We start from the raw sequence: 25,956 nt of genomic DNA, 5'->3' as shown, positions 1-25,956 counted from the left end.
ATCAATCAAAACCCAAAATAAAATTCCTATATGCACAACTTCCCTTGGTTTAAATTTTATCCCACTGCCGTGGACCCTGAAGTCAATGTCGAAGCTTACGATTCGGTGGTCAACCTGTTTGAAGAGAGTGTCAAGAAATTTGGAGATGCCATTGCCTACGAGTGTATGGGCAAGACCTTGAGCTTCAATGATGTTGACAATTATTCCAAAAAGTTTGCCTCCTACCTTCAGAATGATCTGAACCTGAAGAAAGGTACAAGGGTCGCAATCCAAATGCCCAATTGCCTACAATATCCAGTGGCGCTTTTCGGGACGCTCCGTGCGGGGATGGTCGTGGTCAATGCCAACCCGCTTTATACACCACGGGAAATGAAGCATCAATTTGAGGACGCAGGCGCGGACGTGGTGGTGATTTTGGCGAATTTTGCGTCCAATCTTGAAAAGATTAGGAGCGAAATCAAGGCGAAACATATCATCATTACCGAATTGGGCGATATGTTGGGCGGTCTGAAAGGAGTCATCGTCAACCTCGTCGTGAAGTATGTCAAAAAGATGGTGCCACCGTACCAGATTGCCCGAGCAATTTCCTGGAAGGAAGTGATGTCCAAAGGCAGTGCATCCAAGTTTCGAAAGGAGGAAATGAAGCTGAATGACCTTGCCTTTTTGCAGTATACAGGCGGGACCACCGGGATATCCAAAGGCGCTGAATTGACACATGGCAATATCGTCGCCAACATGCAGCAGATCTCAGCTTGGATGAAGCCCAAGTTGAGGGAAAGAGAAGAAATCGTGATCACCGCCCTTCCGCTTTATCACATATTTGCCTTGACTGTCAACTGTCTGGCAATGATGAAAATCGGTGCACATAATGTCCTGATTACCAATCCAAGGGATATGGCCGGATTCATCAAGGAACTTGGGAAACATAAATTCACAGTCATCACTGGTGTAAATACATTGTTTAATGGTTTGCTGAACCAGGAAGCTTTCGGCAAGTTGGATTTCAGTTCCCTGAAAATCGCTGTGGGCGGCGGCATGGCCGTGCAACAAGCCACCGCAGAGCGTTGGCAGAAAGTGACGGGAGTACCCTTGGCGGAAGGTTATGGATTGACCGAAACATCGCCTGTCGCCACATGTAACCCGATAGATGGCACGGAACGGATCGGCACGATTGGGGTACCATTGCCGAATACCGACGTGAAAATCATTGACGACAATGGAAATGACCTGCCTATTGGAGAGCGTGGGGAATTGTGTATCAAGGGTCCTCAAGTAATGCGTGGATATTGGCAAAGACCGGACGAAACCGCCAAAGTGATGGACGGCGAATGGTTCAAAACCGGGGATGTCGCGGTCATGGATGGAGACGGATTTCTGAAGATCGTAGACAGGAAGAAAGAAATGATTCTTGTCTCAGGCTTCAATGTCTATCCCAACGAAGTTGAAAATGCCATTGCACTTCATCCAAAAGTATTAGAAACAGGTGTGATCGGTATGCCTGACGACAAGTCAACAGAAAAAGTAGTAGCCTATGTGGTCGCAAAAGATAAATCCTTGACGGCAGAGGAACTGATAGCACATTGCAAAACACAGCTGACCAATTACAAGGTACCGAGGGAGGTCTATTTCGCGGACGAGTTGCCAAAAACCAACGTGGGAAAGATCCTTCGTCGCAAGATCAAAGAGATGCACGAAAAGACCCTCGAGGGGTAATCATATAAAAGCAGGTAGAGATACCTGCTTTTTTTATTTCGGGAAGTTTCCTAAATTTTTGACTGGCATATAATAACCACCCAAAATGACCTTTGACTATATCATTATCGGCGCGGGCTCGGCCGGCTGCGTGCTTGCCAACAGACTTTCCGAAAATTCCAAAAACTCCGTGCTCCTTCTGGAGGCTGGAAATCCCGATACCAAAAAAGACATCCATATTCCCGGTGCTTATACCAACCTTCATCGATCAGATACAGATTGGGCGTTTTGGACAGAACCACAGGAACATGTTGACGGACGTAGGATATTTATTCCTAGGGGCAAAACCCTTGGCGGAAGCAGCAGCACCAATGCCATGGCCTATGTCAGGGGAAATCCGGCCGATTTTGACGAATGGGAAGCACTCGGGAACAAAGGTTGGTCATACAAGGATGTACTGCCATTTTTCCAAAAATCAGAACACAACGAAAATCTGGATGCCAAATATTGTGGCAAAAATGGACCCCTTCATGTGGGTTATTCCAAACAGCCCCACTTTTTAGGACAAAAATTCCTGGATGCCTGCTCAGCCTCGGGGATTCCACAAAACCCGGATTATAACGGTCCCGATCAAATCGGAGCCGCCATGCTCCAATTCACCATCAAAAACAATGTACGGCAAAGTACCGCGACAGCCTTTTTGAAGCCGATTCTCAATAGGCCTAATCTCACGGTCAAAACAGGCAGCAGGGTATCACGGATTGTGCTGGAAGGCAACAAGGCGGTTGCGGTAGAGGTATTGACCAAAGATGGCAAAAAAGTGACCTATACATGTGAAAAAGAAATCATCCTCTCGGCCGGAGCTATCCAATCTCCCCAAATCCTCCTACTCTCCGGCATCGGCGATAGGGATTATCTCGGACATTTTGGAATAGAGCCAAAAAACCACCTTCCGGGCGTAGGACAAAACCTACAGGACCACATCTGGTCTGGCGTGATCGCCCGTTCCAATGTCCCAACCAACAACCACACCCTGAAGCCATTGGAAATGGGGAAGGCTTTGTTCAGGTACCTGCTTTTCAAAAAAGGCCCACTTGGAGAGAGTCCCCTGACAGCCAATGCCTTTTTGTCGTCAGATGGCAGGTCCAGCCGTCAAGATATCCAATTCCACTTTGCGGTGACTGGAATCGCGGAAGACTATTCCACGGACATTTATGACTTATCGACATTTCCCAAAGAGTCGGGATTCAGCATCATGGTAATCTTGTTGCGACCAGAAAGCCGAGGCTTTATTGGCCTGAAATCAGCAGATCCCCTGGCCGAACCAATCATTCAGCCAAACTTACTTTCTCAGGAAGAGGATATCAAAAAACTGCTTTGGGGCCTTAAAAAGGCAAAGGAAGTCATGGACCAATCTCCGCTTAAGCAATATCATCAAGGAAATGTCTATCTGCCTTGGGATTTTCGGAAGGACGCGCTGGAATGGCATTTAAGAAAAAGCCTGGAAACACTGTATCACCCCGTCGGAACCTGCAAGATGGGACAGGATGACGCATCCGTGGTAGATGAAAAATTGCGCGTACACGGGATAAAGGGATTAAGAATCGCCGATGCTTCCATTATGCCTACGATCATCTCCGGGAATACCAACGCCGCCTGTATCATGATTGGCGAAAAAGCCGCCGACATGGTCCTGAATGCCTGATACTGCATATTCATTTAACCAATATTTCTGGCAGGAACAGTGAACAAGTATGAAACCCTGTCGGTTAATCCGGTAGACACAACGTGGACTCAACAATCCCGCAAATCCCATGGCAAAAAATCAGAAAATAGACTTCCCTATCCAAAAAGAGGAGACCGAATGGAAAAAGGAACTCGATCCAATGAGTTACCATATTCTCCGTGAAAAAGGCACCGAGCGGCCATTTACGGGACAATACTACCTCAATAAGGACACGGGAATTTATGAATGCAAAGCCTGCGGAAATGAAATTTTCCACTCTTCGGCAAAATATGACAGCGGCTGCGGTTGGCCATCCTTCACTGAACCCATCAAGCCAGAAGCCGTCGTGGTGCAGATGGACTATTCCCACTTTATGATCAGGGAGGAAATCCTTTGTGCGCAATGCGGCGGCCACTTGGGACATCGATTCCCAGACGGACCTAGGGACCGTGGCGGTATCCGCTACTGCATCAACTCTGCTTCGATGGATTTCAAAAAACCTGATCAATAAACAGCCGGTTGACGCGTTCGACTTTCTATTGTTTGTCGTCAGAACTTAAAGTGATACAGGGAATGCCTGTTTTCGAGTACTTCCCTAATGGAGGTTCAATCCTGTATTTCTCAATCTCAGACCTTACATCAACATCTTTCATTTGATAATCAGGCGTGTACCGCAAATCATCCCAATAGGTACTTTTAGGATCGGAAAACCTTCGATCTCCCGTTTCCCTCATCCAGTTAGTTAGTTTCTCGCGGAGTTCCTCCTTTACAGGGCTGTATTTTTTGCTGTATGCGAGGTTATTTAGCTGGTAGGGGTCTTTCACAACATCGTACAGTTCTTCTTCTGGTCTCAAGCCAAACGATAGTTCAAAGAAATCAAGTCCGTTGTTCTGTTTGCCCTGCATCTGCATGATGAGAAATTTTGTGATCGAATTGTCTACATCACCGTATTGGCCTACTGACTGGTGTACATGGGGATCTCCCGATGGCAAGCGATCTGGCATCATATTTCGGATGTAGAGATATCGATCGGTTCGAACAGCCCTAACTGGATAGCTGAGGTTTCCCTTTCTGACATTGGCATGCCGCTCTCTTTCCAAAAATACCTCAGCCTTGCCGGGTTGGGTCGCAGCGAACAAGGGCCAAAGACTGTCTCCACTCATATTTGGAATCGGAATCCCCATCGCTTCCAAAAATGATGGCGCCAAATCGATCAAGTTAACAAAACTCTCGATTTTGGTGCCTGCTCGAATCTTCGTAGGCCACCGAATAGCTAAAGGTACCTTTACGCCAAAATCATAAAGATTTGCCTTTGATCTTGGAAACGGCATCCCATTATCTGAGGTAATGACGACGACAGTATTATCCAATTCGCCGATTCGCTCCAAGGTCGCGATCAAATTCCCACACTCCCTGTCAAAACGCTCAACTTCAAAATAGTAATCCAAAATATCGTTCCTTACGCATGCAAGATCCGGTAGAAATCCAGGAACATCAACGTCCTCCAACCTCATCCCCGCCTTTATTCCGGTATTGGCCTCGTAATCCCGGTGCGGATCATGACTTCCAAACCAAAACACAAAGGGCTTGTCTTTAGGTCTTTCAGTAAGGAAAGCGTCAAAATCTTCAAAATTCTTTCCTGCTGGGTTATCCGAAAGACCGGATACCTGAAAATCTCCCGGACCCCATCCTTTTCGTGTGGAACCAACGAAATATCCGTTCTTCTCTGCCAAGTCGACATAGGTGGGAAACTCGGCAGGCCATTCGGACCACAGGTTGCCACCACTCTCCAATTGATGCGGATATTTGCCGGTCAAGACTGCTGCGCGTGCAGGAGAACAAGACGGAGCAGCTGTAAAGGCATTGAAAAAAACCGCCCCTTCGGTCCCAATCCTGTCAAAGGTTGGGGTCCGCGCAACCTTGTCTCCATAGATACCTGCATGCGGGAAAGACCAGTCATCCGCAATGATGAATAAAATATTAGGCCTTGAAGTCTGACTTGACTCGGCTTTTGGCACAAACCCGGACAAAAGTATAGATATCGCAAAGAGGATTTTCATATAAGCAAGAGGATTGGATCGAAATTAAACTTTTTCGGCGATTTAGGGCGATCTCATTACTCTCAATTAGCGATTGTCAACCTGAAGAGATGACCTTACAGCTAATGTCGACCACTCCTGTTTGAGTAAATGCCTTAGCGGAAAGTATTTAAAGTCTCGGTTTATTTTCACATGTAGAAATTTAATTTGTATTTAAAATACATTTTTTTATATATTTACAGAAAAATTAATCAGAGAATAAAATCTATCTCTCATCATTCACCCATAAACCAGTAAAATAATTGAACAATATTCAATTCAATTGACTGGTTTTCAATTTTTGGTAAAAATGAAGGCTTACATCGTTACACTGTTGCTGTCTTTGGCATTCATTGAGTGCTTTGCCAATACTGCCTTTTTCGTACATGGTACCAAGGGTATTTTGGCCAAAAATCATGACTCGAAAAGCGGACATGGCATTCTGATACAAAACCTGCCCGGGCAGAGAAAGATCGCTTACGGCTTTCATGCCGGAGAAAAGGCCTCTTGGACTTCCATTTACGGGTCGATTACGATAAATCAATTGGGAAAGGAGTTTCCCGTCGGTGGAATCAACGAAGCAGGATTGGTCGTGGAGCACCTCTTTCTGGGTACGAGTGAATATCCCGAAACAAATGCTCCAAGTATTTCAGAGCTTGAGTGGATCCAATATCAACTGGACAACTTTGGGTCGGTGAGTGAGGTAATTGCAAATATCCATCGGCTTCGCATACGCCCCTTGGAAACCGTACATTACCTGATTGCAGACCCATGCGGTTTTTCGGCGGTCATCGATTTTGTAGATGGTGAGGTTAGGTTTTCCGAAAAACAGGGTGAATTCCAAGTCATGACTCAGGTATCGAGCGAAGTTGCCCAGAAGTATTTTTCTCAAAGCGAAGACAAATCTGCCAAATCAGAAAATAGCTCTTTGAACAAATACATGCTTTTGATGGGGCACCTGGGTGCTATCCCTCAGATGAATGTAAACCTAAGCTTTGATCTATTGGATATTTCCGCAAACAAGGCTGGGCAACAGAAAACCCAATGGGGAGTCGTGTATGACCTCGAGGAAAGGTGCATTTATATCAAGACAAATTCATATCCCCAAACCCGGCAGGTTTGTTTGGCGGACTTTGATTTTGAATCTAATTCAACGAGTTTGGCGAGTCCAATTCAAACAAAATCCATCAATTGGAATCCTATGAACCAAGGTACACATGCAAACCTGCTCGCTTTGGGACTTAAATATGATCGATTGAGGCTGGACGAGGCTTCGCTAGTCCAACACATGATAGATCCCTCAATATCAATTTTAGATACCGTCTACACCCAAAACCAAGTGGACTTAGTGGTGAAGTTCGTGACAAACAAGCCTTCAGGAATCGTTAGTTATATATTCAAACCAGATCAGCAGCCAAATCAGGCCGGTTTGGGGGTGAAGTCCGGACAGTTTATTGTCGAAAAAAAAGAAACCATTCGCGTGATCTACAATATGCCGAAGGCGCAGTTAGCCATAGCCTGTTTTCAGGACACCGAATTCAAAGGTAACCTTGAGGCAAAAATTGACGCACATTCAAACGGCTTCTCTTTTCTCAGAACACAAAGTCTCCATTCCGGGAATATCCCAAGGTATGTAGATGCAAAAATTGATTTAAGAACGGCTGCTGATATCACCGTCAGAATTAAATAAGAGCCTGGTAAACGAAAATCCCACTCAAAAATACAATAGGCTGGCTTCCAAATTTATGCGGTCAATTTCCAAATTCAGCGAATTTTTGGGTTGGCAGGCAAACCGAGTTTAATTAAATTGCCATCCCAACAACATGCAAGGAATTGGACAAGCTAGTAATCGATATCGGAGGCACTAACGTAAAGGCTAAAATTGAGGGTCCTGAGGAACGCAGGAAACTTCCCTCCGGCCCTACCATGACACCACAGATGATGGTGGACGGGATCATTGAAATGACCAAAGACTGGCATTATGACGTCATTTCAATGGGCTTTCCAGGAGTCATCAAGCACGGACTTATCCAGACAGAACCTAAAAACCTTGGCGATGGCTGGGTTGGATTTGACTTTAGCAAAGCCTTTGGAAAACCGGTAAAAATCCTAAATGACGCTGCCATGCAGGCCCTGGGATCTTATGAGGGCTCAGGGGTTTTGCTTTTTTTGGGACTCGGAACCGGACTTGGCACCGCGATCATCGCAGAAGGTACAATCCTGCCCATGGAATTGGCCCACCTCAGTTACAAGAAAGGAACCTTCGAGGATTATCTCGGGCTTAGGGGACTGAACAAACTCGGGCCAGAAAAGTGGGAAAAGCACGTTCACTCAGTGGTGGAGCGGTTTGCTGATGCATTTTTACCCGACGATATTGTATTGGGCGGCGGTAACTCCAAATTGCTGACAACCATTCCTCAAGGCTGTCGTCTTGGAAACAACCATCTTGCGTTTGATGGAGGGTTTAAATTGTGGGAGTAAAGGCAGATTATCCAGACTAAATCTGTTCTTTCGGTAGTCCTTTGCTGAAAATCGGATGGCCTGTGTTTTTGACTTCAGCACTTTGTCTGGTTATGGTTGGGACTTTTTCTGCTCTTTTTCCAACTTTTTGAAATACCTTCTAAAAAGGAAATTGTGCCGCATTGCTTCCATGTTGATATTGAACTCCTCCACGCCTTTTTCGATCATCATGATACTCTGATGGATGGATTCACGGGTGGCAGAATCCTTCAGAATCAAGCCCGCAGTGCCCTGCCCTGCTTCCACTTCAGCGACCATCGCTTTGATTTCCAAAATGGTACGATTTGCTTCAGCAGTGGCCTTTTCGGCGTCTTGGATGGTTTTGAAAAAACTATTGCTCATGACTGAGTCCGTAAATAATCTGTTGACAAGTCCGCCTCCGTTTTCCCAGGTATGCAACATCTCGTTGGCGGTCTTCCCAAGAGTCGTTGCTTGACTTCCCGCAGCTCTGAATGCGCCCAAGGTTGACTTCAACTCCTCGCTAATGGTCGTATCCCCCAACAACTTCCAAACACCTTCGCTAAGCTTGATCCGCTCAGTGATTTCAAATAGGTTTTCAGATGTCTTGGCAATTTGACCGGAAGTCACATCCAAGGCCTTGAATATGCGATCGGGATCGACTCCAGGCTGGGCGTAGAGAATATCGCCCTCCTCGATTGGGGGTGCGTCTCCCGCCTGTGGTACGATTTGGATAATTTTGTTCCCCATCAAGCCATCGGTGTTGATGGTTGTCATGGCGTTCTTTCGGATGAAAGGCCGCATTTTATTGAGCACATAGATTGTCACGTGAATGGTAGAGTCGTTGACCATTTCTACCGACTTGACGGTGCCGACATTGATGCCTTGGAATCGGACGTCATTGCCAGGAACCAGGCCGCTGACGTGTTCGACGACAGCCACAACGGTGATGGATGAGCCAAATATGTTCTGATTCTTGCCAATGATGTAGAGCATCATTACCAGGAATATCAATCCGGCCAACACCATCGCGCCCAATTTTGCGGTATTCATCATTTTGCTTTCCATAGTCACTAGGTGAAAAACTCTTTTATCTTCGGATCATTTGATTTTTTCAGGTTTTCAAAGGTATCATCGGCATAATTTCGCCCTTCAATCAGCATGATAACCCGGTTGGATGTAATGCGGATGCAATTCATATCATGGGAGATAATCACAGAAGTCGCATTGTACTTCTTCTGCACGGAAACCATAAGTTCACTGATCTCTCGTCCCGTAACTGGATCGAGTCCGGTCGTGGGTTCATCGTAGAGAATTACTTTAGGCCTTAATATCAGGGCCCTCGCCAAGGCTATCCGTTTTCTCATACCACCCGACAGCTCGCTCGGCATCATATCGATGGTATGCGCAAGTCCCACATCCGTCAAGGCTTCCATCACGGCGCTATACCCATTTTTTAATCTTTCCTCTTTGGTCCAATGTATCCGTAGAGGAAACTCAAGGTTTTGTCGAACGGTCATGGAATCATACAATGCGTTGCTCTGAAACAGAAAACCGATTTTGGATCGGAGATCGTCCAAGGGTTCTTGATCCAAGCCATTTATTTCATTACCCAATACTTTGATCGAGCCAGAGTCTGCATCGATTAGCCTGATGATGCATTTGATCAAAACGGATTTCCCAGAGCCTGATTTTCCCAAGATTACAAGGTTTTCGCCTTGGTTGACATCCATGGAAAAATCCCGCAAAACGTGGTTTTTGCCAAATGACTTGTTGACTTGGCGGACTTCTATGATTGGTTCATTTTCCATCATCAGTCTAGGTAAGTCCAAGTAAATCTGTGATCTGTACTGCAATCAGGTCGATGATAAATACCAGCAACGAGGCGACGATTACCGCTGTAGTCGCGGACCGTCCCACACCCTCGGTGCCTTTTTGGGAATAATAGCCTTTGTAACATCCTATAATGCCGATCGCGAAACCGAAGAAGAAAGTCTTGATCAGGGAGGGTAGAACATCCCCGTAATTCAGGACATTGAAAACCTGAAACCAATATAAATTCCAACTCACATTTCCCCGAATGTTTGCACCAAGGTATCCACCATATAGTGAAATCGCGTTTGCAAGGCTACTCAACACGGGAAGCATCAACGTGGCAGCCATCACCCGCGTCACAACCAGGTATTTGAAAGGATTCGTTCCGGAGACTTCCATCGCGTCGATTTGCTCCGTGACACGCATGGACCCGAGTTCGGCCCCGATTCCAGAACCGATTTTCCCGGCACATATCAGAGCAGTGATCACAGGGGCAATTTCCCGGATAAGGGAAACTGACACCATGGAGGGCAGCATGGATTCGGCACCAAATTCGACAAGTGTCGGCCGCGATTGAATCGTGAGCACAAGTCCCATGATAAAACCAGTCACCCCAACAAGTATGAGCGACTTGTAGCCGATCCAAAAACATTGGTTGAGAAATTCGGCATATTCTTGTTTGGGTTTCGCTATTTCCTTGAAAAAACGCTTGGTAAATAGCGCGATCTCTCCTATTTCTTTAAGGAACGGACTCTCTTTGATATATGTACTAAGCGGGTTCATTTTTCTGCCTTTACCAAATTTGATTAATTGGTTAGCTTAAGTTACCAATGTTAATCAGCCAAAATCATGATTAAAGTCAGTTTCGGTAAATTAGTCGAGAAAAGCAAATGACCTTTGAAAATTGCCGAAAGGAGGTTCAAATGGGATTTCCAATTTTTTCAGGAAACCTATCGATGGTACTTCCGACGCCAACCATCAAGCCTGGAGAGGACATGCAATTTACCATGATTACAATTTCGCCCACGGCCGCTCTCCAACCGCAGTCTCTCCCAATCTACCTCGTAAGGTCATATGCTTAAAAGAATTCCATTTCTCCCAATTTTCAACTTAATTTGCGGCATGAATACGACGACCAAACCTTCTTTACTGGCAAAAGCCCAGGAGATTTTAAAGGAACAAATCAAAGACATCCAGCGCCAATTGGCGGAATTGCAGGAATCATCCGAAGTGGAGGAGAAAAGCTCTGCGGGCGACAAGTTTGAAACCCACCAAGAAATGCTCCACCAAACGAGGGATATTTTGGAAAAAAGACTGTCCTCCAGCAAGGCAATGTTGGCCCAATTAAATGCGGTTCCTATCAAGCAGCTAGACTCCATTCAGGAAGGAACACTTTTCGAAGTTCCGATGGGTAGAATTTGGGTTTCCATCCCCATGGGCAAAGTAGTCATGGACGGAGTGGATTATCAGCTCGTTTCCAAGGACTCTCCCTTGGTGGCTGCACTTTGGAACCTAAGGAAAGGCGAAAAGGCTGATTTCAGGGGAAAAGGAATCGAAATCAAGGAGCTCGTGTGAAACTTCACTCAAGTTCAAGAAGGGTTTTGATTTCCGTTTTTCCCTAACTTTTGAACCGAAAACAGCAGCGATATTTTTCCTCAATATTTTATCCCGACCTGTATCGACAAGTCGGGATTTTGTTTTGTCCAAAGTCAAACCGTTTATACAAATAACTTGTCCTTTAGCATTGTCCTGCGTATAATATCTAAGTCGCCTTTTTTTGAAATCCTGCCAAATCCGGAAAAAAACAAAGCATTGCGAGGCCAAACAAATGTTGTGAATGAGACTTTTAATTTTTTGCTTTGATTCTTTGAATTAAGAATATTATTCCATTTATTACTCTGAATCACCCAATTCAAAGTATTTCTTTTATCTATATATAAAATGCATAGAATTTTATATTAAAGAGCGAAATACCTTTTACAAGGAGTATTCTGCAAAATACCCGAAACAAAATAGCTGGATTAATCACCCAAATCGCCAGCTGTTGTTTAATCACCCTGCAGAATTTCCTTCCAATTGGGCTAAATGTTATGAACGGGTTCGTGGCATGACTTGACCTCATCCAAAGGGTCTTGTTAAAAATTGGATCATTATGAAAAAATTTTACGCTGTATCATTCGCTTGGGCTTTCCTCTTTCTTGGGATGCTTTCCCTTGTAAACGAAGCGGTAGCAGCCCCGATTATCCGAGATGTCTTTATTTTTTCCGAATGTGAAAAGAAAGCCTCAATTCGGGTGAGAAACGGTGTGGCCCCATACACCTATGTGTGGAGTTATGGTGGCAACGTGATCCAAACGGATGCAAATCTGAGCGAAAGTGAATTCAGTACCATCGAACAGGCCCAAGCAGGAGATTATACACTATTCGTCACCGATGCAGGTGGCAATACCTACACAGAGGTCATCAACTTCAAGGGCAGCACCAATTTTATCCTCAATATACTTTATGATGAAGCCCAACAATGTGCTGGAGAAACATTTGGGATAGTATACGGAACGATCGAAAATGGTATACCTCCATTTACGATCAATTTTTATGATGAATCAAACACACTTGTCCGCACCAATATCATCAGTGGACGCAATATAGACCTGAGTGGCGTTCCCGCGGGAAAATACCTCGTTGAAGTGATCGACGCGACAGGTTGTAAAGAGCTTACAGAGATCGAGATCGAAGAAGTCGAGCCTCTTGTCTTAAATCCAGCCTCCGGTGCAGGCACTTTTCCAGAAACCTGCGTAGCAAATGGAGGCGTGAGTTTTGACGCCAGTGATTTCGAAGGCGAGGTAAGGTTTAGAATCAGAAGGTCCAATGGAACCTATGTGACGGATTGGATCGTAGCTCCAGGGGGACAAATCAGGTATGACCAACTTGCCGCCGGTGATTATGTGTTGGAGATTTCGGATCGTTACAGACTACCCGATTGTCCTGAAGAGCTGGTTTTCAATATTGGAAACGAGCAATTGCTCAACATCGTCCCTTCTGCCACGGGGGTGGTTTGTTTTGGGGAAACCAACGGGACGATCAGGCTCCAGGTGAACCGCCTGTTTATGGCGTTCCCATTTCCGCCAAATGAAGTTCGTGTTGACATCATCCGACCCAATGGTACCACTGCTTATAGCAACCAAAGCATTTCGATCGGTGCTACCAATGGAGAGAGAACATTTACAGGATTTGGTGCTGGTACGCATACCATTGTAGTAAGGCATGGAGGTGGGGACTACCCTGAATGTACCTTGACTTATACAGTCAACGTGCCTGCACCACCCGCACCGCTCACCGCATCCGTCACCACGACCTCCGAAATATGCTTCGGCACCAATACCGGAACCGCCAGGGTAAACCGCTCGGGAGGATGGGGCGGATATAAGTTCAAATGGAGCGACGGTCAAACTACAAGGACTGCTTCCAACCTTGCCCCTGGAAATTACACCGTAGAAGTATCTGACGCTCAGGGCTGTAAAATTGTACTAAATGTAACCATCGATGGCCCTCCAGGGCCAATCACCGGCCAAACAGAAGTCCTTAAAGGCCTCACTTGCGCAGGTTCAAACGATGGATCCGCCCGGATCTTCAACGTAGCAGGAGGATGGGGAGGATTCACCTATCTATGGAGCAATGGAGAAACTACAGCGACGGCATTCAATCTTCCTTCAGGCACCAACACGGTTAGGGTAAGGGACTCTAGGGGTTGTGAAGTAAACTATACCGTCAATATCCCGGTACCTGATGCTCCTACGGTTGACTATACGATCACAGACCCAACCTGCTTTGGGGCGGCAGACGGTAGTGTCAGGGTGAGGATAAATGATCCGAGTACCGCATTCAACGTAACGGTAAATACAGTCACCCAAACTGGAAATGATGTCACCTTCAACAACCTTCCAGCCGGACAATATGAAGTGGTTATTTCCTACGGGACAAATTGCGCGATCACGGATTTTGTAGATGTAACCAATCCGCCACAATTGGTCATCAACGAGAATAACCTCCGGATTACTAACATCCTTTGTGCAGGAGACAACAACGGATCAATCACTGGGCTAACCGCAAGTGGTGGTACCGCTCCCCTCAGCTACCAATGGCAAAAGGAAATTTCTGGCGTTTTCACGGATTTGGCTGGAAAGACACAGTTGGATTTGACCAACCTGTCGGGAGGGGTTTACAGGCTAGTTGTAAGGGATGCCAATGGCTGTACCGTCTCAAAAGATTATCCCGTAACCGAGCCAGCCCCCTTGGCCGTAGGACCTCCAACAATCGTCAATGTGGTCTGTGCCGGGGAATTTTCAGGTTCGGTAAGTTTCACTATCTCAGGTGGAACTGCGCCTTATTCCTATGCACTTAACGGCGGAACCGTCACTACGACTTCAATTGGTGATGTAACGATTAGCGGTCTTGGCGCTTCCACCAACAACTTTATTGAGATCCGTGACGCAAATGGCTGCGTGGTTCCCAACATCAACTTTGACATCACCTCGCTCCCTGCGATTTCAATCAGCAACCCTGTCATCCAACAAGAGACCTGTTTTGGTCAAGGAAACGGTGGCATCAGCATCAGTATCGGTGGCGGTACCGGCAGTTTGGGTGTGGAATGGTTCGTCGCAGGCAATTTCTCTACGGTTATTTCAACCAATCAAAACCTTATCAACGTTGGGCCAGGACAATATACCGTGAAGGTTTATGATCTCGGCAACAACTCTTGTTTTGTCCAAGAAACATTCACGATCCCTCCAACCCCCGAATTGTTGCTTGGTTTGGATGGCCCGCCTGTAAATGTACTCTGCTTTGGCGAAAGCACAGGCGCCATCAATATCGCTGTATCTGGAGGTACCGGGACATACACCTATGCTTGGACGGGTCCTAGCGGATTCACTTCTACACAGAAAAACATCAATGGTCTGGCCGCAGGTCTTTACAACGTGACCGTGACCGACGCCAACGGATGTATCAAAGAGTTAAAGGACATCCTGGTTTCACAGCCACCAAGTGCGATTGCCATCAACCTCCTTACCAAAATTGAACCTAAGTGTTTTGATTCCACAGATGGAAGAATCGAGGTCCAAATCGGTGGCGGCGTGCCGACCTATTCGATCCAATGGCAAAAGGAGACAAGTCCCGGCGTTTTTGACCCGATCCCGGGCACGAGCCCTACCCTATCCAATATTGGGGCTGGAACCTACAAAATACTTGTAACAGACGCCAACGGCTGTACCAACGAACGGATCATAGACCTCGCCGCACCCGCACCTTTGGTAGTAACGCTTGTGTCAAAAGATGATGTCACTTGTCATGGCCGCAATGATGGTCGAATCACAATCAACGTGGCAGGCGGTACAGGCTTGTATTTCTTCAGTTGGGATCATGGATTTATCAACCAGAATCCTTCAAACCTCAGCGCAGGAATTTACAGCGTAACGGTCACAGACGCCAATGGATGTAGCACCAGATTGGAAAACATCGAGATCATCCAGCCGGATCCTCTTGATATCAACTTAGTGAATATATCTGGTCCAAGCTGTGCTTACACTGATGGCAGCATCGAAGTAGATTTTGTGGGATGGATCCCGGGCTTGAGTACGAGCAGGTGGATCAAATTGGCAGACAATTCGATTGTGGCAGAAAACACCAACACGATCACAAATCTGGCTCCGGGCTTCTACAGAGTAGAGTACAGCCTTTCTGGCGCATGTACCGTAACCAAAACCTACAGCGTTCCAGGACCAAGCCAGCCCTTGACTTTGTTTACCAATCCACAGGACGCAAGCTGTCCTGGTGAATCTGGTATACTCTTCATCAATGCAATTGGCGGCGTTCCTTCCTACACCTACTCGATATTTGTGGGTGGCGTTTGGCAAGTGATTACCAACTCAATCCTTTCCGGATTGACTGCGGGTACTTATGACGTCAAAGTAACGGATGCTGCAGGTTGCGAGGATTTCTCCACCATCACAATCGACGAACCAAATCCTCCTGTTTTCGATGCTGAAGTAGAAAAACATGTGACCTGCTTTGGCGGGTCTGACGGAGCGATCAGGTTTGCAGTATCTGGTAATACCACAGGAATCGTGGTTCAGTGGTATAGAAGGCCAATCGTAGGCGGGCTTATCCCAATAGCTGAGGCAGATCTGGATAACCTAATCGCCGGTACCTATTTCATGGAAATTACCTACGCGGGAGGTTGCAAAATCAATTCTCCAGACTATATCATCAACCAACCTGATGAAATTGTAATCAATACCTCCATTGTGCAGCCAGTCTGTGAGGGAGACTTGGGAAGATTTACCCTGAACCTCGCCGGAGGATCGCTCGGTAAGACCATTCGTGTCACTTCGATCAATGGCTATTCGAAGGAATTTGTCAATGAAGATGCCGGAAGCTTCCTATTCGAGAACCTCCCAGCAGGTGACTACGAATGGTTGGTCGACGATGCCGGCTGTCCAGACAGGATCGGCACGTTTACCATCATCAATCCAATCAAACCAACTTTCACGGTCACATCCCAAGATGTAAGCTGTTTCGGTGCAAATGACGGCCTATTCCAAGTTGTCAATCCAACGGTACAAGGCGGCAGAACATACACTGTATTTGTGAACGGGGTGTCCCAAGCCACGCAAACTTCGTTCATCAACATTGCTCCAGGAAATTACCTAATCAAATTGGTGGACAACCTTGGTTGCGAATCCGATCCGGTTTTGGTCGTTGTTTCCCAACCATCCAGACCTTTGGAGATTTCTGATTTGGTGGCTGAAAATGTGAACTGCTTCGGCGGAAATGTCGGTGCGATCAAGTTCAAAGTACTTGGTGGCCGACCAACCTACACTGCATTATTGACTCCGCTTTCAGGTCCAACACAGTCACTTTCCGCCATGGTGGAAGACACAGAATACTCTTTCTCCTCTTTGGTAGCGGGTTCTTACACACTTGAAGTTCGGGACAAAGACGGTGTCTGCTTGGCGACTGAAACAGTCACGATTTCAGAACCAGGAACATTGGCGGTTTCTGCCACAGCAGGTGTGATTGCCTGTGTGGGAGGTGCTACCTTTATCGATCTCACTATTTCAGGTGGAACAGAACCGTACACTATTCTTTGGGAAAAATTCAACACGGGTACAAGCACCTGGGAAACCCTTACCGAAACAAACAGACGCATCGAAGGGGCAACTGCTGGTCAATATCGATACACGGTAATTGAGGCAAATAATTGCTCCGTCGTCACAGACACCGTCACAATCGCTGATGGAATACCTGTAACGCTCACCTATGTAGCCAGTCCGATACTCTGCTTCGGCGAATCTGCCCAAGTGACCTTGACAGCATCTTCCGGAAGCTCTACCAACTTCACCTACTTCGTCAACGGCAGCCAGATTTTTGGCAATCAGTTCCCTGCCAGGGCAGGATCATACATCGTCTATGCGGTAGACAATGTCCGCGGCTGTAAATCAGACGACGTGATTATCAATGTGACCCAGCCAGCCTCTCCTTTGAGCCTGAAATCTATCGTGACAGAGGACCTGAGCTGCTTTGAGTCTGCCGATGGCAGCATAACGCTTACTCTTACTGGAGGCACAGCGCCTTACACCATCACCTTCCAAGGAAATACCTATAGTGCCCTAGATGATCAAGCCCTAGTGTTTGGTAACCTGCAGGCAAATGTAACTTATACATTCAGTGCTGTTGACGCCAATGGCTGCTCGGTGAATATTCCTCCGAGAACCCTTGGCCAACCACTGCCATTGCAGGCTACCGCAAGCCTCCAGTCCATCGTTTGCTTCGGTGGTACTGGAGGTATTTCACTCCAGATCACCGGCGGGACCAAACCCTATGCGATTGAGTGGGCCTATTCCCCAGATAACTCCACTTTCTCAGTGATTCCGGCCCATGCCGATAAGACCTCAATCAGCGGACTGGTCGCAGGATTCTACCGCTATAAGATATCCGACGGGGGTTGTGCGGATATTATTGAAACCGTTGAGTTGGCTCAACCGCCACAGGTAATCCTCGCAGCAGTACCTACAGATGTTTCTTGTTTCGGAGGAAACGATGGAACAATCGCTTTCTCTCCATCCGGTGGGGCATTTTCTACCTACAGAATTTTCTTCAATGGCCAGGAAATTGCCGGCAACACGGTCACTGGGCTCACAGCAGGTGTTTACAACGCCTTCGCTATGAACGGAACCTGCCGATCCGATGTCATTCAAATTGTCATAGCGCAGCCTGCAGCTCCTTTGTCAGCGACTGTGACCTATCTCGATGAGGTACCTTGTTTTGGGGACGTTTCAGATATCGGACTAAAAATCACTGGCGGTAACGGAGGATACAGGGCTTTCTTGAATGGAACTGAATTCCCTGTACCGGTAAGCGGTGATTTGACCTTCCCTGACGTGGCGCCTGGATCCTATACCATCAGGGTCGTGGATTCAAAAGGCTGTGAATGGACCACTGCTATCTCGATCGATAATCCTGATCCTGTCGAAATCCTTCTCGAAGATATCATCGATATCTCTTGTTTTGGCGGATCGGATGGACAAATCAAGGTGAATGTCCTTGGTGGATCCGGTGGATACAGATATGAGTGGCGAAACGCCACGGGTCAAGTTGTCGGGAATGCTGAAGACTTAACCGATGTACCCGCTGGATTCTACACGCTGACAGTAACGGACGAAAACAATTGTGTTGCCTCCGAAACCTATGAGGTCAAGGATACCACTCCTGTTGACTTTGTTCTAAGTAGCACGAATGTCAATTGTTTTGGCTCCCAAAACGGAACCATCAGTGTGGTGGCGTCCGGCGGAAAGCCAGGCTACACATTGGTTATTGATGGAATTCAATATGGTAGCTTGACAGCGACAGGCTTGAGACCAAAGAAATATTTTGTTTTTGTCATGGATGCGAATGGCTGCTCCTCTCCTATCCAGGAAGTGGAAATCACGCAGCCGCCTGCGCTGAATCTTTCTGTAAATTCTGCTGACATTACTTGCTACGCGGCAAACAACGGCGAGGCTTCCATTACAATCTCCGGCGGTACGGCCCCATACAGCGTAAGGTGGTCTGACGGAAATGTAAGTGAATCCAGAACCGGCTTAGCTCCTGGAAACTATGAGGTGGTCGTCACTGACGCCAATGGCTGTATCATCAGAAGCAATGTCGTCATCAGACAGCCTGATCCGATTTTTGTTACCGCTACTGCTATTCCGGTGAGTTGCTTTGGGGGAAGTGATGGTGCGATGAATCTGGAAATTACAGGAGGAAATGGAGGATTCTCATTTGTATGGACTGACAAAGCCACAGGCGCGGTCGTCAGTACTCAACAAAATCTTCAAAATGCTCCGGCTGGAACCTACCAGGTAGTTATCAAAGATTCAAAGGGTTGTGAATTGATTCGGGAATACATCGTCACGCAACCTGCAGAACCGCTCACTGTAACTGGAATTGTCAGTGACGTGAGATGTGCCGGAGAAGGAAATGGCGGCATCGAGTTGATCGTAACGGGCGGTACGGGTCCTTACACCTATAGCTGGTCATCCGGCGAAACCACGAGAGGAATTTCTGGTAAATCCGGCGGTTCATTCACCGTAACCGTTGTCGATGCCAAAGGATGTTCCGTAACCCAAACCTACGAGATCGCCGAACCTAAGCCCTTGATCGTCGACCTTGTGGACTTGGTGGATGTTTCCTGCAAGTTTGGATCTGATGGCCGAATTAAATTGAACATTACCGGAGGAACGGGCAAATACAATATCCAGTGGAGCAACGGCCGAAATACCCCAGAAATCACGGGATTGAGGGCTGGGCTTTACACGGTATTTGTCATCGATGAGAACTCTTGTTTTGTCAGCATCCAATACGAGGTAAAAGAACCTGCTGAAGAACTGTCTGTCAAGGGATTCACCTCAAGTGAGTTGTGTAAGTTTGACGGCGTGATGGAACTGGTACTTGAAGTAAAAGGCGGCACCGCTCCATATACTTATGCTTGGTCCAATGGCGCCACCACCAAAGACTTGTTTGGATTGCTACCAGGTGTTTACTCGGTCGTCGTAACAGACGCCAAGGGTTGCGTAGTCCAAGGCACCTACAATGTCCCTGTTCCTTCGCCTCCGATGAATCTGCAATTCAGCGGGAAAATGGCTGTTTGTACTGCAGGTGAGCGTGGACAAATCATCGCCGATGTCACAGGTGGCGTGGGGCCTTACAAATACCTTTGGTCGAATGGAGATACTACCTCCACGATCACTGACTTGCTACCTGGTACTTATGAGTTGGTAGTTACCGACGCAAATGGCTGTACCGTCATGGGTACTGCTGAAATCGCTCCGCCATTGAACTTGAGGGTTGGATTGGTTGCAATCAAGTCCGTCTCCTGCTTCGGCGGACAAGACGGCATGATCCAAGTAGAGATCACCGGCGGAAGGGCTCCTTACAAAGTCTCATGGAGTCATGGACTTAAGGACCAATTGACAGCGACAAACCTATCGGCTGGTATTTACACTGTGACGGTCGAAGATGAAGTAGGCTGTATCGTCACAGGTACTTACAACATCCGTGAGCCAGAATTACTCAACTTCCGCGAGACCGTGGTGGATGTAAGGTGCTTTGGTCAAAACAATGGATCAATCACACTTACAGTGACCGGTGGGGCTGCACCTTATTCCTACAAATGGTCAAATGGCGCCAACAGCCGTGTGGTTAGAAACTTGGCCCCAGGCACTTACAGCGTGATCATCACAGATAGGAACGGTTGTACCACTGGTGGTAGTTTTGCCATCAACGAACCTGAGCCCTTGCAGATCATAGATGACTACAGCGACATTTTGGATTGCCATGGTGATCAAAACGGCTACATCAATATCAACGTGGTGGGCGGTATCCAACCATATAAAATAACCTGGTCCGACGTTCCTGGCCTTGAAAGCTACAATAGGTCCAATCTTGCCGCAGGAACATATACAGTGAAAGTCGAAGATTTCAATGGGTGCGTAGTCACAAAAACTTTTGAAATCAAAGAACCACCTGTCTTGGAAGTGAGGCTGTTCACGCGTTGGGATGTGGATTGTGAGAACAAGTTGTTGACTGGCGTTGCTTGGCTCCAAATCAAAGGCGGAACCCCTGACTACAAAATCGAATGGAACACAGGATCTGCCAATGTGTTGGAAACCAACTTCTACGACGCTGGTGAAATACGCGCTGTGGTCACCGACAGAAATGGATGTCTAGTCGAAGTATCCAGAGTCGTGGATAAGCCGCTGGCATTTACCGAAGCTGAATTCACCTACACAATCATCTCCTTGGGCACATTCGGCGAAATTCTCGTCAACGATCCTGTACAGTTCGTGGACAAGACCCTTGGAAATGTCGTGTCGTGGGAATGGGATTTCGGTGACGGCAATACCAGCACCGATCAAAACCCTGTCCATACCTACAAGAAACCCGGGGTCTACATCATCACCCTCAAGACCTTCGACGCCTTAGGCTGCTCTTCCGAATCGAGTCTTGTGGTCGAGGTATTGGCCTCCTACAGAATCCTCGTTCCGGATGCCTTTACACCAAATGGCGACGGGCTAAACGACTACTTCATGCCGAAGATGAGAGGTATCGATGAATTTGAGATGTTGATCTTCAACAAGTGGGGCGAACTCATCTACACCACGACCAGCAAAGAAATAGGCTGGGATGGTACACTCAACGGCAAGTTGAGCCCTAACGGAAACTATGTATACAAGCTGGTCTTCAAAGCCATGGATGGCGAAAAAGGCAGTCAAACAGGAGTATTCACCTTGGTATTGTAGTCACCATGCAATGCCAAGGCTTTCTATATGATAAGTTCAAATGATTGGTTCTACCAAACAGTTTTTGGTTATGATGAAGCGAATTTTACTTACAATCCTCGGCATCTGGCTTGGCTTCTTAGCTAAGGCCCAAGATGTCCAATTTTCGCAGTTCTATGCTGCGCCCCTGTTTCTTAATCCCGCATTCACGGGCAATACCGAATTGACGCGTATTGGGGCGAATTACAGGAATCAGTGGCCGGGTTTGGACCATTCTTTCAATTCTTACTCCGCCTACATGGACCACTATATGTTTGACATCAATAGCGGCATAGGTTTGATTTTCAATGGAAACAGGGAAAGCAAAGCAAAGCTGAGTACCAATGAAGTCGGACTTACATATTCCTACAGACTACAGTTGGGATTTGAATCGTTTTTGAGGTTTGGCGGGCAGGCAAGTTTCATCACCCGTGACGCCTATTTTGGGGATCTGGTTTTTGGTTCGCAGCTTGACATCAATCGGGGCGTAATCAATCCAATCAGCGGCGAACTCTTGACGGATGATTACAGGCACTCCTTCATGGACTACAATTTCGGGATGCTTTTCCACAACGAAATCTTGTGGCTCGGCGTGGCCGGTCACCACCTTACCCAACCAAACACCTCCTTCATTGATGGGAACATCAGCAAGCTCCCGATGAAACTTTCCGGCCATGGCGGTATCAAGATTGATTTGGGCGAGGGATTTATTAACAACTATTTCAGCAACTCGCGGCAGGAACGTGCACTGTTTTTAGCGTTCAATTACAAACATCAAAATCCATTCAATCAGCTGGATATCGGGACGCAATTCTTTATTCAACCTTTGGTGGTCGGTGTATGGTACCGCGGATTTCCGGTGAAATACAACCTGCCCAACCAAGAGGCATTGATCGGGCTTTTGGGATTGACACTTGAGAGTGGACTGGATATTGGATACAGCTTCGACTTTACGACATCCAAGTTAGGCCTTTCCCAATCCGGTGGCGCACATGAGGTTTCTATTCGCTACTCCTTCCTTTTCGGTGATCCAAACCAGCGCAACAGAAGGAGTACGATTATTCCTTGTTTCAGATTCTAATTGTTTTGCTGTCGCAAGGGCCGAAATTTTATAAATTGGGGCAAAATGATTCCGAAGAATTTTCCAACAATGCAGAATTAGGCTAACAGGCTGGAAATTTCAATGCCGGCCTTTTATTTAAAGGTTTAAAGAATCAAAAATTCACAAAATTGCTGACGATTAGGCCCCTGTTATATTGGAAGTAATTTTTTCCCCCGACCAATCTTCCGAATTGGAGAATTTGGCTAAAATATCCTGCTTCCAGTCTGTATTTTCCTGAAAACCTGAATCCTGCGACTGCTGCAAACCGGTTTTGGTCAAATACGTTTTGGTTGACATTTTTCCCAAATCCGATTAATATCTCGTCATAAACTGCCAAATAGGGCTCCTTATCGTCCAACGTCGGGCCTTTGAGAGGTAGATCGGTGCGCAGCATGTAGCGCATTCTGTTGCTATATACCCATTCGTCAAATTCGGTGGCATTGGGATCCAAACTCCTACCTACCCATCTTTGCTCGAGCATCAGACGATGCGAAAGTGCGACCCTCCCGATTGGATTATTGATAAGAAGCATTTGATATGCCCGATGTTCTGGAAAGCGTATCCCGTTTGACTGGATAGGCTCGGAACCATAGTTATAAGTGTCGGCAAAGGCATAACCCGCTCTGAACGTCACCTGAGGATGGATTTTATAATTGATTCCTGTCCTGTAGAGATTTTGTTGCGGAGATGCAATCCATTCTGTGCGACGCAGTTGTACTTCGCCGTGGATACTCCATTTGTCATCGACTTTGTATGTCATAAAAAGGCCGTACCAACCGATTGCATTTGATTCGCTGGCGCGGTTGTTCTGTGCAAAGGATGAATGCGAGAACGCGAATAGGATGAGGGCAAAGAATACCCTGAAAGCGTGATTTTTCACTGGTGAATTTTTGTCACAAATGTAAGCCTACCCACCCTACCAATAGTAATCTAAATCACAAACGGCTCAGTATTTCTTCGGAAGTTGTAATTGTGGCCCCAGCGGCTTGCATTTGTTTGATCGCCTTCATTTCATCGGCAGGATCAAGATTTACCGCGCGGCAGGCGTCTTTCACCAAATGAGTGTCAAATTCCAGCGAAACTGCATCCAAAACGGTGTACTTGACACAATAATCCGTCGCGAGCCCACAGACAAAAACAGAATCCACGCCTGCCTTTTTCAAAAATTCCCCCATGCCGGTGTTACCTCTTCTTCCGTTGTCAAAAAAACCGGAATAGGAATCCACGTCCCTATCGGTTCCTTTCCTAAAGACACGTTTCCAAGTGTCCCTAACCAAACCAGGATGAAACTCGGCGCCATTCGAGCCTTGGACACAATGTACCGGCCAAAGCACCTGCTGCAGTCCATGCAAATCAATCAACTCTCCCGGCTGTTTTCCTGGGTGGTTGGCGGCAAAGCTACCATGGTCAGCGGGATGCCAATCCTGTGTAACGACGATGAAATCGAAATGTCGTTGAAGCCGATTGATAATCGGTACCACTTTGTCGCCATCCCTGACGGCAAGTGCTCCGCCTGGAACAAAATCATTCTGTACATCAACGATGATCAATGCTTTCATAGGCTTCAAATTAAAAATCAGGACATTCTCCCGGGTTTTCTCCCCTTGAAAAGTATCCTGATTCGTGTTTGGTTTATTTCGCCTTGCTCCTCTCGTAATACTCCAAAGCGATCGGCATTTGTTTGATCAATTCCTCTTTACGTTTGTTTGGACCTGGGTGTGTGGAGAGAAATTCCGGTGGAGCCTCCCCTTCCCTACCCTGGTTCATCCTATCCCAAAATCCAGGCGCTTCTCTTGGATCATATCCAGCCAACGCCATGAAATTTAGCCCGAGTTGGTCTGCCTCAAGTTCGTGTTTTCTACTAAACGACAACATTCCAAGTTCGCCACCGGCTCCGAAAGCCTGTAGGAAGATGCTCTGAGTCAGGGTTGGGTTTTGTCCCATCGCTGCTTGGGCAGTTCCCAAAAGTCCATTCATCACCATGGCATTGGACATTCTTTCCCTTCCATGGTGCGCTATCGCGTGCGCGACTTCGTGCCCCATCACCACCGCAATTCCGGTCTCGTCTTTGCAAATTGGGATAATCCCGGTATAGAATGCCACTTTCCCTCCTGGCATGCACCAGGCATTCACGATAGCATCTTGAATCAAGTTGAACTCCCAAGCAAAGCCCTGCATTTCCTTCTCATATCCGTTTTCCTTCATGTATTGGTCCACAGCCGCGGCAATTCTCTTACCAACGCGTACCACCATTTGACCATCGGGCGTATTGGTGATTACTTTGTTTTCCTTCAATACTTGATTGTATTGCTGATAGGCCATTGGCAACAGCTCCTCATTGCTTACCAAGGCCAATTGTGACCTTCCGCTCATGGGCACCTTTGCACAGGCATAGATGACCAATCCCAATAGCACGATTGCAAAAATTCTCCGAATCATATACGCTTATTTTTAGCCCGAAATTGTCCAAAAAAGATGCCATTTCAAAAATGAGTTTGGGTTTTTCTTTATCTTCAAGTTTCATAAATAGACAAAACGATGACCGAAGCTGCCAAAAAATACCGCTCACGTATGCTCAATCCCTTTATATTTTGGTGGGCCATGTTTATCAAATTGCCTTCGGCAGTTTTTTGGCGGCTTAAGGTCAAGGAGATCAGCGAGGAAAAGTGTGTGGTAACCATTCCCTATTTTTGGCGCAGTCAAAACCCCTTCAAATCCATCTATTTTGCGGCATTGGCCGGGGCAGCCGAATTAAGCACCGGCGCTCTTTGCCAATTTTCCATGGCTGGAAAAGGTCAGTACAGCATGCTTGTGGTCGACTTCAGGGCGGAGTACCACAAAAAGGCAAACCAAAAAATCAGCTTCACCTGCAACCAAGGCAAAGAACTATTCGCCCTGATCGATGGGTTGGCTGCGGGACAGACAGGAAGCCTGACTATGGTATCAGAAGGAAAGAATCCTCAAGGTGAAACAGTTGCAAAATTCTACGTCACCTGGTCATTCAAGCGGAAGTCCTGATATTTTGCAGTACAACTTGGAATATCCATGTGCATCGGGGGCTGATTTTCAAGCCCATGCTAATTTGAATTCCACTCGCTACTCCGATTATTTCCACAACAAAATTCAATCACAACCATAAAATCATTCAATATTGAAAAGCTGGCCTTTTGCGTAACTTAGGCATGAAGAAGACAGTTTGAGAAAGTAT

Annotated in this window: 16 protein-coding genes; 9 read left to right on the top strand and 7 right to left on the bottom strand. The window is 46.8% G+C overall.

What is annotated here, in order from left to right:
* The first annotated feature begins 30 nt into the window (after window positions 1-30).
* The 3 genes from C943_RS17400 (at window position 31) to msrB (ending at window position 3,929) form a co-directional block, all read left to right on the top strand.
* Window positions 31-1,713, top strand: a complete 1,683-nt coding sequence (locus tag C943_RS17400) for a long-chain-fatty-acid--CoA ligase (protein WP_008630495.1) — start codon at window positions 31-33, stop codon at window positions 1,711-1,713.
* Between the two features lie 85 nt (window positions 1,714-1,798).
* Window positions 1,799-3,397 (top strand): GMC family oxidoreductase, encoded by a 1,599-nt coding sequence (locus C943_RS17395; RefSeq protein ID WP_008630494.1) that lies wholly within the window; start codon window positions 1,799-1,801, stop codon window positions 3,395-3,397.
* 109 nt (window positions 3,398-3,506) lie between these two features.
* Window positions 3,507-3,929 (top strand): peptide-methionine (R)-S-oxide reductase MsrB, encoded by a 423-nt coding sequence (gene msrB / locus C943_RS17390; RefSeq protein ID WP_008630493.1) that lies wholly within the window; start codon window positions 3,507-3,509, stop codon window positions 3,927-3,929.
* Between the two features lie 25 nt (window positions 3,930-3,954).
* Here the strand turns inward: msrB and C943_RS17385 are convergent, their stop codons facing one another.
* Window positions 3,955-5,478, bottom strand: coding sequence for a sulfatase family protein (locus C943_RS17385; protein ID WP_008630492.1), 1,524 nt, complete (start codon window positions 5,476-5,478; stop codon window positions 3,955-3,957).
* A gap of 328 nt (window positions 5,479-5,806) precedes the next feature.
* On the opposite strand from C943_RS17385, the gene C943_RS17380 reads away from it, so the two are divergent.
* Window positions 5,807-7,186 (top strand): linear amide C-N hydrolase, encoded by a 1,380-nt coding sequence (locus C943_RS17380; RefSeq protein WP_008630491.1) that lies wholly within the window; start codon window positions 5,807-5,809, stop codon window positions 7,184-7,186.
* Window positions 7,187-7,329: 143 nt separating this feature from the next.
* Window positions 7,330-7,977, top strand: coding sequence for an ROK family protein (locus tag C943_RS17375; protein WP_040481147.1), 648 nt, complete (start codon window positions 7,330-7,332; stop codon window positions 7,975-7,977).
* A gap of 90 nt (window positions 7,978-8,067) precedes the next feature.
* Here C943_RS17375 and C943_RS17370 read toward each other — a convergent pair whose 3' ends face one another.
* Genes C943_RS17370 through C943_RS17360 form a run of 3 tightly spaced genes read right to left on the bottom strand, consistent with a single transcriptional unit; the run spans window position 8,068 to window position 10,572 of the window.
* A complete protein-coding gene (locus C943_RS17370; RefSeq protein ID WP_157198592.1) occupies window positions 8,068-9,027 on the bottom strand; it encodes an MlaD family protein in 960 nt (319 codons plus the stop codon).
* 20 nt (window positions 9,028-9,047) lie between these two features.
* Entirely contained in the window at window positions 9,048-9,788 is a 741-nt protein-coding gene (locus tag C943_RS17365; protein ID WP_008630488.1) for an ABC transporter ATP-binding protein, read from the bottom strand.
* A gap of 4 nt (window positions 9,789-9,792) precedes the next feature.
* Window positions 9,793-10,572, bottom strand: a complete 780-nt coding sequence (locus tag C943_RS17360; protein WP_008630487.1) for an MlaE family ABC transporter permease — start codon at window positions 10,570-10,572, stop codon at window positions 9,793-9,795.
* Between the two features lie 339 nt (window positions 10,573-10,911).
* Here C943_RS17360 and C943_RS17350 point away from each other — a divergent pair, with 339 nt between their 5' ends.
* The 3 genes from C943_RS17350 to C943_RS17340 all read left to right on the top strand — a co-directional run bounded on the left by C943_RS17350 (window position 10,912) and on the right by C943_RS17340 (window position 22,727).
* Window positions 10,912-11,364: a hypothetical protein gene (locus tag C943_RS17350; RefSeq protein ID WP_008630485.1), complete on the top strand. Its 453-nt coding sequence runs from the start codon at window positions 10,912-10,914 to the stop codon at window positions 11,362-11,364.
* 577 nt (window positions 11,365-11,941) lie between these two features.
* Window positions 11,942-21,628, top strand: a complete 9,687-nt coding sequence (locus C943_RS22110; RefSeq protein WP_008630483.1) for a T9SS type B sorting domain-containing protein — start codon at window positions 11,942-11,944, stop codon at window positions 21,626-21,628.
* A 73-nt stretch (window positions 21,629-21,701) separates the two neighbouring features.
* A complete protein-coding gene (locus C943_RS17340) occupies window positions 21,702-22,727 on the top strand; it encodes a PorP/SprF family type IX secretion system membrane protein (protein ID WP_040481190.1) in 1,026 nt (341 codons plus the stop codon).
* A gap of 133 nt (window positions 22,728-22,860) precedes the next feature.
* On the opposite strand, the gene C943_RS17335 is transcribed toward C943_RS17340, so the two are convergent.
* The 3 genes from C943_RS17335 to C943_RS17325 form a co-directional block, all read right to left on the bottom strand.
* Window positions 22,861-23,628: a DUF2490 domain-containing protein gene (locus tag C943_RS17335; protein WP_008630481.1), complete on the bottom strand. Its 768-nt coding sequence runs from the start codon at window positions 23,626-23,628 to the stop codon at window positions 22,861-22,863.
* A gap of 55 nt (window positions 23,629-23,683) precedes the next feature.
* Entirely contained in the window at window positions 23,684-24,307 is a 624-nt protein-coding gene (gene pncA, locus C943_RS17330; RefSeq protein WP_008630480.1) for a bifunctional nicotinamidase/pyrazinamidase, read from the bottom strand.
* A 73-nt stretch (window positions 24,308-24,380) separates the two neighbouring features.
* Window positions 24,381-25,187 carry a M48 family metallopeptidase gene (locus tag C943_RS17325; protein WP_008630479.1) on the bottom strand — a complete coding sequence of 269 codons (807 nt, stop codon included), beginning with the start codon at window positions 25,185-25,187 and terminating at the stop codon, window positions 24,381-24,383.
* Between the two features lie 99 nt (window positions 25,188-25,286).
* Here C943_RS17325 and C943_RS17320 point away from each other — a divergent pair, with 99 nt between their 5' ends.
* A complete protein-coding gene (locus C943_RS17320) occupies window positions 25,287-25,766 on the top strand; it encodes a DUF4442 domain-containing protein (RefSeq protein ID WP_008630478.1) in 480 nt (159 codons plus the stop codon).
* The last annotated feature ends 190 nt before the right edge of the window (window positions 25,767-25,956 follow it).

This window comes from Mariniradius saccharolyticus AK6 (genome assembly GCF_000330725.2).
Classification (GTDB): Bacteria; Bacteroidota; Bacteroidia; order Cytophagales; family Cyclobacteriaceae; genus Mariniradius; species Mariniradius saccharolyticus.
This window is presented reverse-complemented; position numbering and strand designations above follow the sequence as displayed.